The sequence below is a fragment of the Patescibacteria group bacterium genome (assembly GCA_028711655.1).
Taxonomy (GTDB): domain Bacteria; phylum Patescibacteriota; class Patescibacteriia; order Patescibacteriales; family JAQTRU01; genus JAQTRU01.
The window spans coordinates 1-12,193 of the sequence record JAQTRU010000035.1; the positions used below are offsets into that span (position 1 = coordinate 1).

A 12,193-nucleotide genomic window follows, 5' to 3' on the forward strand; every position below is an offset into this window, starting at 1 on the left:
TGAGGTTCAAGAAAAAGTGCGTTAAATAATTTTCAAAGGTTGCACTTTTTCATTCACCCAAATTTCGCCTCCTCTATTGATAAAAAATAAGGAAGTCGGCGAAACTTCTCATACACGCGAACGTTGTGCGAAATAAATTTTTTATCTATACTAATATTAGAGTACTTGCGGATTAACACGACGAAAATTTGATTTTTTATTTATTTTAAAAGGGGAAATATTGTGTCTTCTCCGCTCCGCTGCGAAGACGATTTATTAATAATTTTATAATCAATCAAAATGAGTGATAAAAATAAAAATAGAGATAAATGCTATCATAAATGGACGGTAATGAGAGAAGCTAGCCCAAACACAAATAAAGGGCACGGAGGAGAGATTGACCCCGCAGTTTTTCAATGTAAAAAATGCGGTCTAATTTTAACTGCTGCGGAAGCTATGCAACTTTCTGCGTATAAAAACCAAACTATTGCGACAGCAGTTTTGATAATAACTACGATTATATCATTTATTGCGCTTATAATTTCTTTAAAATAATTATTTTAATTAAAAATAAAATATATGAGAAAAGTATATCTATTTATAACTATATTATTTTTAATGTTTATAGGCAATCTAAATAATGTGGTAGCTGGCAGTTATTATAATCTCACAAAAAGTTGGGAATGCGATGTAAGTTACGGGAAAATCGATTCAATTTCTCCAACTAAAATTTTACCTTTCAATGTTATTACAATTAATGGCAGTGGTTTTGGTGAAAACCTTGGTTCTATTTATTTTGTTGACCCTACAAACGAGCTGGCATTTATTGAAAGTCCAGGTTTAGGTGATAACATTAGGTCTTGGAGTGACAATAAAATAGAGTATCACCTTAATATGTCAGGCAATCCTGGCAATAGTACACGGGGCGACACTGAACAATTTAGGCAAGGCATTATGAGTTCGGGATATATATTTGTTGTGCCTAAAGATCTTAATGCGATATCTGAGAATGGTTTAGACGTTAGTATTTGTGCTGAAAATATAGCAGATTCTTCATGGTCATTAGCGTGTGTTGACGAATGGCAGTGTACTGACTGGAATGTTTGCTCTGAGACTGGCTTTCAGAGAAGAACCTGTTCCTTATCATATGATTGTAATGGCGTAGAGGGAATTTCTCCAGAAACAGAAAGAGATTGTTGGCCCACTTGCACATCTCTAAATTGGTCTTGCACAAGCTGGAATTCTTGTTCCCCTAATGGTCAACAAACTAGAACTTGTGATAAGGTTTCAGATTGTCGCGGTGGCATTTCAGCTCCGGGCACCTCTCAATCTTGTACCTACATACCGGAATGTACCTCATCTAGTTGGTCCTGCGGTTCTTGGAGCACATGTTCCTCAAATGGTACACAATCGCGATCTTGCAATAAAACCTCAAACTGCGAAGGCGGAACGCAATCGCCAGTCACATCTCAATCCTGCACTTACACTCCTGCTTGTTCTGCAGATACTTGGAACTGCGGCAATTGGGGAACTTGCTCGCCGCAAGGAGTCCAAACGAGAAGCTGCAGCCGAAGTTATGACTGCCCGTCCGCGGAAACGGCGGCTCCGGCAACTTCGCAATATTGCGAAGCGCCTCAGCAAAATTATCAAACGCCACCATCGGATTCCGATATTGTTGTCAATCAAAATACGATAGTTAAAGCTACTGTGAAATTAGTTTGTCCGGTAAGCAACACTATGGCGAGCCAAGGATCCGGCACGGTTATAAATTCAACCGGTTTGATTTTAACCAATAAACATGTTGTTGACGGCACGGCCGGTTGCTGGGTTGGGTTTATTGACGATTATGACGATGAGCCGTATTTCGGCGACCGGCAAATAGCTGATATATATAAAGTATCAAGCGACGCAGATGTTGCGGTTTTAAAAATGAGAAATCCGAGCAATAAAACATTAACCTCGGTAAATATCTCGCAAAGTAATAGTAGTAATATTCAGCTAGGAGAAATACTTACTACTTATGGTTATCCGGCGAAATTCGGAACTAAAATTACTTACACCAGCGGAGATTTTAGCGGAGTGGATGGTAATTATTTAAAAACAACTGCGATAATTGAACACGGCAATTCAGGCGGCGGTGCTTATTTAAAAAATGGTACTTTTATTGGCATTCCTACTGCTGTAGTTAAAGGCAGCTTAAATTCATTGGGATATTTATTGTCCGTAAATAAAATTAATAGCTGGCTCAACAACTCCATAGCATATAATTACAGCACAAACAATAATAATTATTCCAGAGTTTCGGCTATGTTGGAGGATATGGATTTAAGCACGATTGATTCTTTGGGTTTATATATAACCGGAGACGAAGAGAATGTTAAAATCGAAACAGAAAGCAATAATGTCATAGAGGATGAAAAATCCTTAATTACTAAAATAGATAATGCCCTATCACAAAGAGTTAGCGGCAATATTTTGCTTCAAGTTGAAAAAAATGGCGAAGGCTGGTATGTTTTTCCAGACGATAAGAAAAAATATTATTTAGGCCGCCCCGCAGACGCTTTTACTATTATGCGGAATTTAGGTCTAGGAATCAAACACAGCGAACTAACAAGCTATCTTAATTCAAAATTTCCCAGCAGATTGTCTGGAAAAATTTTATTGGACGTTGAGCAAAACGGCGAAGCGTATTATATCAATCCAATTAATTTAAAAGGATATTACCTTAATCGTCCAGCAGACGCTTTTAGTATTATGCGCGAATTTGGATTGGGTATTACTAACAGCGACATCAGAAAAATTGATGTTGGCGAAATTCAATAAATTATGAAAAGTGTAATAAAACAATCCTATCTTGAATTACTAAATCAAAACATCAGAATAATAAACACTAATTTAGAAATAATAGAAGACTTAAATCAGCAAGCTAAAACTATTGGTACAATTTGGTTACTAGATGTTTTAACCTTATATTCAGATGATGTCGTTTTGCGGATATACAAAATACTTGAATCCGGTGGTAATAAAAATTCAATTCCAAATATAATAAAAAATATCACATGCGTTAATAAAAAAAGCTCTTTTAATAATAAGGCTATACATATTAAAAAAACGATTGATGACGCCGGCCTATCGGATAGTAGAAATAACCTTATCGCACATTCTGACAGGGACAAAGATAATGCGGGATTTTGGGGCACCAGGCTGATTGAAGAAGATATCCAAAAGATAAAAGAAATTAATAAAGAATTAAATATCTTGGTCGGAGAAATTAATTTAGAATTCGGAAATAATCAATTCAAACTCGATAGATATGACTATCTAATAGAACAATACAAGGCCTTTCTAGGATTAGTAGTTAAATGCTTAGAGTTTCGCAAAAAAATGCAATCTAAATTTGAATAAAAAAATATGGAGTTTTGGGCTTCGGGAATTCACCCCTTTAATTCCCCTCTTCCCGAAGCCCAAAACGAAAAAAATCAAATTTTCTTTTTTTTCAGAAAAGATCTAGAGTTATTAAAACGAGATAAAAAATTTACTCTGCGGATTTGCTTTTCAAAAACTCACGGGAAATCAGTATTTTAATATATATTAAAATCAGTATTTCTTTTCACGCACATCTAAAGGAAATCCTTGCCGCGCTGCGCTCTCACCCTCAAATTTTTATAAATATTAATTTTAATAAGGTATAAAAATTTGAGTCTTCGGGTCGTACAACAACACGATATCAGGTTCGGGGCTCGGCTCGCCCCTCTCCCAAATCCCGAACCCTTCGGGCATCGGGACTTCTGATATCGGTATTCGTTAGCTGAAATATTCCTTTTCTTTTTTGGGCTATCGCCCAATTGTTTTAAAAAATTTTCAAATTTCTTTTTCATTTAATTAAAGAGGGGTATAAGGTGTCTTTTTTGCTCATGAAATCGCAAAAAAGACGATTTTTATTTTATGTTAAAATACGCTATAATATAGGCAGATATGAATACAACTATCAAAAAAGAAAATGGTGTTGTTTTTACTCCCGAATGGGTGGCTGGTTTTATGGTTGAAGAAGTATTTAATAGTTATAAAATCAGCGGTAATGAAAGAATTTTAGACGCTGGTTGCGGCGAAGGAGTTTTTACGGTTATTGCGGCTCAAAAATTCTCAAAATTATCAGGAAAAAAAATAGAGAAAGTAATTGAAGATAATATTTATTTTACCGACATATCGGAAGAATATACAGAAAAAACAAAACAAAAATTACAAAAATTATCAAAAATAAAAATCAAAAAATATAACGCGATAGCTGATGATTTTTGTTTCCATAAATTTGATGAAAAATTTGATTTCATAATCGGCAACCCTCCTTATGTCCGCATACAAAATTTAAACGGAAGAAAAGAACAGTTGCAAAAAAATTATATCACCGCCTCAAATGGATCAATTGATTTATATTTTTGTTTTTTTGAACAAGCGTTAAGATTATTAAATAAAAGCGGCAAAATCGCTTTTATTACGCCAAACTCTCATTTTCATTCGGCGGCAGGAAAAAATTTGCGCAATTTAATACTTCCGCATTTAACAAAAATAATAAACTTTGACCACTACCAAGTGTTTAAAGACGCGACCGCTTATACGGCAATTACATTTTTGCAAAATGAAAAAACCGAAAATTTTTTATACGCAGAAAATTTTAAAAGCGATTTTAACAATTTAGAGTATAAAAAAATTTCAGCTCAACACATGCGATCGGAAAGGTGGGAATTTTTTGATGAAAAATATTTAGATAAAATCGTTAAGCTTAATAAAAAATATTCCACGCTTCAGGAGGTCGCCAATATTCATTACGGAATAGCTACTCTGAAAGATGACGCCTATGTTTTTTCACCAGATAAAAATGATAGAGATTATTTTTATTTTGATAATTTCAAAATTGAAAAAGATTTATGCGTTCCAATCATTAAAGCATCAACTTACAAAGGGAAAAATCAAAATCTTTTTCTGATTTTTCCGTATAAAAATGAAAAAATAATTCCTAAAAATATTTTTCAAAAAAATTACCCCGAGGCGTATAAATATTTTCTGCAAAAACGCAATATTTTAGAAACAAGAGATAAGGGCGGCGGTAAAAATTATGAAGAATTTTACGCTTTCGGAAGAAATCAGGGACTTAAAACAAGTTTCGGCAAGAAAATTATTACCAGCACCATGAATCTTACGCCTCGATTTTACGTAATTGAAGATGAAAAAACCAGTTTTTATGCAGGATATTGCGTTAAACCGAAAAACGACACCGATCTTTATGAATTATGCGAGGCGCTAAATTCAAATTTAATGGAAGAATATATCAATTCGGTTTCAAAAAGCTATCGCGGAGGGTATAAATCATACGCAAAAAGCTTTTTGAAGGACTTCGTTCATCCCCAATTTCATAAATCTCAACCAGCATTATTTTAATTTACAATATTATGACCAATAACCAATTTCTACAAACAGTAAAACAATCTTTTTTAAAATTCCTTAAAACACACTCGAGAAGTAATAAAAAACTAATCGTATTACATGGTGCAATTGCAAAAGACATAAAAGACAGGCTGGGTGATAAATATAAGATTAAATCACTTGGGGTGGGAGACGGCAAAGAAGGAAAACTTAATGGAAGATATATGGGAAAAACTGTTGACATATTAATTTCAAAAGACGGAGATGATTTAGCCGGTATTGGTGTAAAATTTGTAATGAACAATTATTCTCAAAATTCAAATAATTATTTTGAGAAAGGGCGTAATCACAAAATGGGAAAAACTTACTACTCACAATATTGATAAATACATCGCATTGTCCAAAGACAATACTAATAATTTTTTTCATACACCTGTTAAAACTCTACTGCTCATAATAAAATTTCCGAATTGTGATCATTCCACGATTACAACAAAAACAAAATATAAAAAATATTACTTAAACCAAATACCTGATTCTCCAATACAAACATCAACCAACGTAACCAGCGTATTCGGCAATACAATAATATTAAATAACTATGAGGTATTTATTGAAAAAATAACTCATCATATCAAAAGTATATAGGTGTTTTGGGCTTCGGGACCTCCACCCATACCCCGCAAGATGCGGGGCATCGTATACACCGAAACGTTAGCTGAAATATTACTTGATAATTTATTAATAATTTAACTAGTAACTGAACCTGATGGCAGTTATTAAAAAATATGCCAATATCGCCAGAAGGAGGACCAACTAATCCGGAGCGCAAAAAAGATGCTTTCATTAGTGTAAATATGGACAAAGCCACCCCGGAAGACTACAAGCTTTTAGAAAAAGCCGGTTGGGAAAAAGGAGCCGCCCATCCTAAAGCAGCGGAACTGGATTTTTGTTGGGTGGGAGAGGGAGAACCAAAAATACCCGAAGAAATACTTGATAAAGTGTTCCCCGTTACTGTTGACGGAAAAAAGGAATATATTGAATTTTTATAGAAAATTCCATACGGCGCCTCACTACAGTCCTTAGCAGAGACTGCTGTGAGGCAAGGAATAAAACATTTACTATTAAAATAAAAATATGAATTACTTTGATTGGGCATTTATTATTAATGTAGCGACTGGAATTATAATTGGTGGTACTGTTTTATATTTTTTAAAAGATGCGGGAAATACAATTATAGATATTCTATTGGATAAAAATAAATAAATTCTAGATGTGCCGAAATTATCGAAAATTGTAAATTAACACTAAGTTATATGGAAACAACACCTTGGATTTTAATTTCTGTCGCTATTCTTTTGGTTATATTATTAATTTTGGCCTTAATTATTAATAAGGGGAAAATGAGGCCGCCGGATTATTACGCCTTTTTTATTATGGGCATAATCTGGCTTGCCTGCGGCCTGCCTTTAAAAAATTACGCCCTTTCTGCTATGGGAGCGATTTTCACTATAATCGGCCTAGCAAATAAAGATAAGTGGGAAGAAAACCGGCAAAGATGGGGTGACCTAACTCCGGAAGAGAAAAAATGGAAAATTATTTTAATCATTATTTCAGGACTTTTGGTTTTAGCCGGACTGGCGGCTTTTCTTTTAACTAATAATAAAGTAGCTTAACTCTCCCTCTTGTCATTGCGAGGAGCGAAGCGACGAAGCAATCTCTGGTTGAGCAAAAGACATACGGGCTTTAAATATTATTTTATTTATAAAACCAGAGATTGCTTCGTCAGTCATCCCGAAGACTCGGGACTCCTTCCTCGCAATGACAGATAAAAAATGGATAAAAAACGTTTTCTAAATCACGTCTTGTCTTCACGTAATTTTATTTTAGATTTAATTTTCCCGATTGAATGCTTGGGCTGCGGGACCGAAGGCGTCTGGCTTTGCGAAAAATGTTTCAGAAAACTGCCGGTGGAAAGCGGCCAATTCTGCCCGGGCTGCAAAAAATCAAATGATTTCGGAAATTTTTGTCCCGCCTGCTCCCCCGCCTATTTTCTGGACGGCGTCTGGGTGGCGGGAAATTATGAAAACAGGATTATCGCCCTGCTGATTAAAAATCTGAAATATCATTTTGCCAAAGATCTGGCAAAAATATTGGGAAAATTTTTAGTTTTATTTTTACGCAATTTAATCAATAAAGCCCGGATAAATTCCAATATTCTCAAAACCGGCCTGGGCCGGGAGGATATTGCCAAGGCAAAAAAAGCGCCGGAAATAATATTTGATTTTGAAGATTGTTTGGTTGTTCCCGTGCCTTTGCACAAGAGAAGAGAGCGCTGGCGGGGATTTAACCAAACCAAGGCGATTGCCCAAGTTGTTGCCGGACATTTTAACTTGAAAATTTCTTTCGGCCTGCTTCGCATCAAACACCGGACCCCGCAGGCCAAGCTGGACGCGGAAAAACGGAGAGAAAACATCCGGGGATGCTTTTCCTGGCAGGGTGAAAATTTAAAAAATGAAAGGATAATCCTCCTGGACGATGTCGCCACCACCTGTTCCACCCTGGAAGAATGCGCTAAAATACTAAAACAAGCCGGCGCCCAGGAAGTTTGGGGGCTGGTAATCGCCAGGGGGTAAATAAAAAAGTCCGGAAGATACTATCCCGAACTTTTACGAAAATACTATTTGGATCAGGCGGCAAGAAAAAAATCTTCCGCCCGAGGCCTTTTGGGAAACCTCTGCGACAATCTAATCCGATCTGAACTCTCGGCATAGAAAGAATCCACAAAAACACTGACAAAAGATCCCTCCTTTATGCCTGTGATACTCCCCCCTGCAACGAATTTTGTCTTCATATTACTGATATGCAACAGCCCTTCAACTCCCGGAAAAATTTCTATGAAGACCCCGAAGTTAAAAATCCGGCTCACTTTCCCTTTAAAAATCTGTCCGACTTTCGGACCGTTAACAAGCAAGTCAATACATTTCTTAGCCATCTCTATATCGCCTTGGCCGTTATTCTCTGCTAAAATAAAGATAACCCCATTATCCTTTATAAAAAGCTGAACTTTGCATATTCTCCTGATGGCATTAATTGATTTGCCGCCGATTCCGAGAATTTTTCCGATAGATCCAGCCGGGATCTTTACCACGCCGACTTTTGAGCCAAAAAAAAGTTTCCCGAACAACTCAAGGAAAAACCTCTTGAGAATAAACCAGAGCTTGTCCATCGCTATCCTCCTTAAGCGAAAAATGAGAAATAACTCCGTTAAAGAACCATCTAACTTTCTTCTAAACTAACAATAATTTTAAATTTTGTCAACATGACTCAAATCTATCTTTACACGCTTTTAAGCGTCACTATCGTTTCTCTCTTGTCTTTTATTGGCGCTCTGTCCCTGGCTTTAAGCCCGGAAAAGCTGAAAAAAATTACCATGTTTTTCGTAAGCCTTTCCGCCGGCACTTTACTCGGCGACAGTTTTTTCCATCTCCTGCCGGAAGCGATTGAGGAGTCCGAGGGGCTGCTTATTTGGCTTATGGCTATGGGCGGGATTATTATTTTTTTCATCTTAGAAAAAATAATCTGCTGGCGGCATTGCCATATCCCAACTTCGCCGGACCATCCCCATCCTTTGGGGATGATGAACTTGGTCGGCGACGGCCTGCATAATTTCATTGACGGCCTGGTTATCGCCGGTTCCTTTTTAATCAACCCGACTTTGGGGCTGGCAACAAGTTTGGCGGTTATCGCCCATGAAATCCCCCAGGAAATCGGGGATTTCGGCGTTCTAATCCATGCCGGCTATTCCCGGGCTAGAGCTTTATTTTTTAATTTTTTCTCCGCCTTACTGGCTGTCTTAGGCGCTTTAATTACTTTAATCATCGGTCCGCAAGTAGAAAATTTTTCCGCCTTTATTATCCCCTTTACCGCCGGCGGGTTTATTTATATTGCTACGGCAGATTTGATTCCGGAGCTTAAAAAAGATTCCCGGCCTTGGCAATCTTTAAGCCAATTATTGTTTATTCTTGCCGGCCTTGGCATTATGCTCGGCTTAAAATATTGGCTTGAATAAATTTTTTATACAAAAAAAGCGCTTCCAAGGCGTTTTTTTATTTAGGAAAATATTTTAAAATTTATTCTTTTAAAAATTTTTTTATTGTTTTTAATAACTCCCCGTAATCAACTTCCTTAAAATCCGTTGTATCTATCGCCAAAGTCCTGCCTCTTATCTTGGGCGGAGGCGAAAACCCCCTGATAATTTTTCGCTTTAATTCTTTTTCTCTTAAATGGTCTAAATAACCGGGATGCCTGCGCTTTGACGACATTTTTTTCCGATATCTTTCCCAAAGTGTCTGCCCTGAAGCTTTAAGATTAATTTGTAAGCACTTAAATTTATGCTGTTTTTGCAGTTTTTGTATTCTTAATCTAATCCCCTTTGACCAAAAAGTTGAATCTATTATTAAATTCTGGCCGCAACCAAGAAATAATTTTAAAACTTTAAACATCAGAAAAAAACTGACTTTTCTGTTTTTATTAAATGTTTCTAAATCAAAACAGCCAAAAGCGTCATATAAAATTTCTCTTATCGGATCGCAATTAATAACCGGCAACTGAAAATTCTTTGCCAGTGTCCTGGCTAGGGTGGTTTTGCCCGTACAGGGCGGTCCGGATATTAAAATCACCTTTGAAACGGACATATGTTTTGATAAAAATGGCGGGGGATTATTTCCGCCAAAAGCGGACAAGCGCTCATCCGCAAATCAAACTCAATATATGGCGGAAGGGCAGGGATTCGAACCCCGGGAACCCGTGAAGGACCAACAGTTTTTCCGCCAAGGGCGAATCCCTGTCTGCCTCTGGCATGAAGCCTCTGGCTGGCAAGACCCCGTAAGAAAGCGGAGGGGGCGAGATTCGAACTCGCGGACCACTTTCATGGTCAACAGTTTTCAAGACTGTCTCCTTAAACCGCTCAGACACCCCTCCATATAAAAATATGAAACTATTAAATTTGTAAAGTTTTTCCGCCAAGGGCGAATCCCTGTCTGCCTCTGGCATGAAGCCTCTGGCTGACAAGACTGTCCTGCCTGCCCCGTTATTGCGAAACAATTTTCGGGGTTCGACCGCTCTGGCATCCCTCCCGATTACTGAATAGTCAAGATTATGATTTTTTGGTTAACTTCACCCGCTTTTACTTCTACTGCCTGGGCTTCCGGATTTTTTACATTTTTCGGGAAGTTATTGTCGTTGAAAAAAATAAAATAATTGCCCGATTTTATATCAAAAACCGCTAAGCCGTTATCATCGCTTATGGCCACTCCGCCAATCGGCGGCGGTCCAGGTTCTTCGGCCACATCAACTTCCACATTGTTCAAAGGCCGGCCATCATCCATTTTTAGAATTACTTCCAGCCGAGCATCGCCTTGAATCCCCTTGTCTTCTAAAATTGGCAGGTTGAACTGACTACTTAATTGGCTTCTGGCAAAAATGTTTAAGGGGAAAAAATTGCCCAAAGCATAACCGGCAACCAGGCAAATTATTACAGTTAAAATTAAAGTCGTTTTTTTCATAAATTTGTATAAAAATTTATAAATAACAAAAAAATTTACTTTACACAAAATGCCTCTTGATAAAAGCCCGCCCGGAGCCAGGTTTTAGATATTTTTCAAATTTAAAGGCTATGTATTTATCTTTAAAAAAATAACAACGTAATTTTATCACCCTTATATTTTTTGTTGCCATGACACGCCCTTTTTTATGTCCTTCCAATCTATTCTTTAAATCATCCGCGCAACCTATGTGGAGTTTATTGTTTTTACAATCTAAAATATGCGCATACCACATAAAATAATAGGCGAACCACGCCTTCACGCGCTTGGCGGACTTTGTCCGCCGAAGCGCGCTACGGCGCGCGAAGGCGGAGAGAGAGGGATTCGAAGACTCCTCGGTGCCGAAACGGGGAGAGGCTTCTCTCAACTCTCTTCCCTCTCTTATGGCGAAATGAGGCTTTAGGCCCCATTTCGCCATAAGTGCGGAGAGAGAGGGATTCGAACCCTCGGAACCCGTTAAGGTTCAACACCTTAGCAGGGTGCTGCTTTCAACCACTCAGCCATCTCTCCATCGTTATTCACAAAAACACGAAAACACAAAAACATTTAAAATTACTATCGTTTGTTTTCGTATTTTAATGTTTTCGTGTTTTCTTGTTTTGTGCTATAATAAATATATAAGATAAAATCAATGTTGTCAATCTTAAAATATGCCTAAAAATCAAGAAAAATCAAGGGAATCGGAGCTAAAAAATATTGGCTGGCAGGTACCGGAATACGACAAACTTAATAAGGGCGGCGGCTGGTATATTTTTTACGGCATCTTGGGCCTTTCGCTTATTCTTTATTCTTTTTTTTCCGGTAATTTTCTCTTTGCCGTTATTATCATAATCGCCGCTATTGTTATTATCCTGCGCGACGGCCAGGAACCGGATTTAATAAAAATCTCTTTAACCGAAGAAGGGGTGATAGTGGGAAAAAAATTTCATGACTATGATGACTTAAAAAATTTTTCCATCGTCTACAAGCCAAAGCAGGCAATAAAAAATTTATATTTTGAATTTAACAACCCTTTGCGTCCGAGACTGTCTATCCCTTTGGAAAAAATGAATCCCTTGCTGATTCGAAAAAATTTATTAAGGTATCTGCCGGAAGATTTAGACAGAACCGACCGGCCCCTTTCCGAGGAACTGGCCAAATTATTAAAATTATAAGGTTAAAAAATATTTTTTGAAATAAAAATTTTA

General features: G+C 37.2%; 15 protein-coding genes and 2 tRNA genes. 11 read left to right on the forward strand and 6 right to left on the reverse strand.

Annotation, left to right across the window (positions count from 1 at the left end; all coding sequences use genetic code 11):
* Positions 1-279 precede the first annotated feature (279 nt).
* From PHQ42_04220 to PHQ42_04260, 9 genes are all read left to right on the forward strand, one after another.
* Positions 280-534 (forward strand): hypothetical protein, encoded by a 255-nt coding sequence (locus PHQ42_04220; GenBank protein ID MDD5071911.1) that lies wholly within the window; start codon positions 280-282, stop codon positions 532-534.
* 24 nt (positions 535-558) lie between these two features.
* On the forward strand, positions 559-2,802 hold the full coding sequence (locus tag PHQ42_04225; protein ID MDD5071912.1) for a trypsin-like peptidase domain-containing protein: 2,244 nt from the start codon (positions 559-561) through the stop codon (positions 2,800-2,802).
* Positions 2,803-2,805: 3 nt separating this feature from the next.
* Positions 2,806-3,384, forward strand: a complete 579-nt coding sequence (locus PHQ42_04230) for a hypothetical protein (protein ID MDD5071913.1) — start codon at positions 2,806-2,808, stop codon at positions 3,382-3,384.
* A gap of 570 nt (positions 3,385-3,954) precedes the next feature.
* Positions 3,955-5,415 (forward strand): Eco57I restriction-modification methylase domain-containing protein, encoded by a 1,461-nt coding sequence (locus tag PHQ42_04235; GenBank protein MDD5071914.1) that lies wholly within the window; start codon positions 3,955-3,957, stop codon positions 5,413-5,415.
* Between the two features lie 11 nt (positions 5,416-5,426).
* The gene (locus PHQ42_04240) at positions 5,427-5,783 is read left to right on the forward strand and encodes a hypothetical protein (protein ID MDD5071915.1); all 357 of its coding nucleotides are present in this window, start codon (positions 5,427-5,429) and stop codon (positions 5,781-5,783) included.
* A gap of 405 nt (positions 5,784-6,188) precedes the next feature.
* On the forward strand, positions 6,189-6,452 hold the full coding sequence (locus PHQ42_04245; protein MDD5071916.1) for a hypothetical protein: 264 nt from the start codon (positions 6,189-6,191) through the stop codon (positions 6,450-6,452).
* Between the two features lie 85 nt (positions 6,453-6,537).
* Positions 6,538-6,666 (forward strand): hypothetical protein, encoded by a 129-nt coding sequence (locus tag PHQ42_04250; GenBank protein MDD5071917.1) that lies wholly within the window; start codon positions 6,538-6,540, stop codon positions 6,664-6,666.
* 50 nt (positions 6,667-6,716) lie between these two features.
* Positions 6,717-7,076, forward strand: coding sequence for a hypothetical protein (locus PHQ42_04255; protein MDD5071918.1), 360 nt, complete (start codon positions 6,717-6,719; stop codon positions 7,074-7,076).
* 159 nt (positions 7,077-7,235) lie between these two features.
* Positions 7,236-8,036, forward strand: a complete 801-nt coding sequence (locus PHQ42_04260) for a double zinc ribbon domain-containing protein (GenBank protein ID MDD5071919.1) — start codon at positions 7,236-7,238, stop codon at positions 8,034-8,036.
* A gap of 53 nt (positions 8,037-8,089) precedes the next feature.
* Here the strand turns inward: PHQ42_04260 and PHQ42_04265 are convergent, their stop codons facing one another.
* Complete coding sequence (locus PHQ42_04265; GenBank protein ID MDD5071920.1) at positions 8,090-8,629, reverse strand: S1 RNA-binding domain-containing protein; 540 nt, start codon at positions 8,627-8,629, stop codon at positions 8,090-8,092.
* Positions 8,630-8,722: 93 nt separating this feature from the next.
* On the opposite strand from PHQ42_04265, the gene PHQ42_04270 reads away from it, so the two are divergent.
* Positions 8,723-9,472, forward strand: a complete 750-nt coding sequence (locus tag PHQ42_04270; protein ID MDD5071921.1) for a ZIP family metal transporter — start codon at positions 8,723-8,725, stop codon at positions 9,470-9,472.
* 61 nt (positions 9,473-9,533) lie between these two features.
* Here PHQ42_04270 and PHQ42_04275 read toward each other — a convergent pair whose 3' ends face one another.
* The 5 genes from PHQ42_04275 to PHQ42_04295 form a co-directional block, all read right to left on the reverse strand.
* A complete protein-coding gene (locus tag PHQ42_04275; GenBank protein ID MDD5071922.1) occupies positions 9,534-10,097 on the reverse strand; it encodes an ATP-binding protein in 564 nt (187 codons plus the stop codon).
* Between the two features lie 199 nt (positions 10,098-10,296).
* Positions 10,297-10,383, reverse strand: a tRNA-Ser gene (locus tag PHQ42_04280).
* 158 nt (positions 10,384-10,541) lie between these two features.
* Positions 10,542-10,967, reverse strand: a complete 426-nt coding sequence (locus PHQ42_04285) for a hypothetical protein (GenBank protein MDD5071923.1) — start codon at positions 10,965-10,967, stop codon at positions 10,542-10,544.
* Positions 10,968-11,007: 40 nt separating this feature from the next.
* Entirely contained in the window at positions 11,008-11,424 is a 417-nt protein-coding gene (locus tag PHQ42_04290; protein MDD5071924.1) for a GIY-YIG nuclease family protein, read from the reverse strand.
* A gap of 5 nt (positions 11,425-11,429) precedes the next feature.
* A tRNA-Ser gene (locus PHQ42_04295) sits at positions 11,430-11,516 on the reverse strand.
* Positions 11,517-11,656: 140 nt separating this feature from the next.
* On the opposite strand from PHQ42_04295, the gene PHQ42_04300 reads away from it, so the two are divergent.
* Positions 11,657-12,160, forward strand: a complete 504-nt coding sequence (locus tag PHQ42_04300) for a hypothetical protein (GenBank protein MDD5071925.1) — start codon at positions 11,657-11,659, stop codon at positions 12,158-12,160.
* The last annotated feature ends 33 nt before the right edge of the window (positions 12,161-12,193 follow it).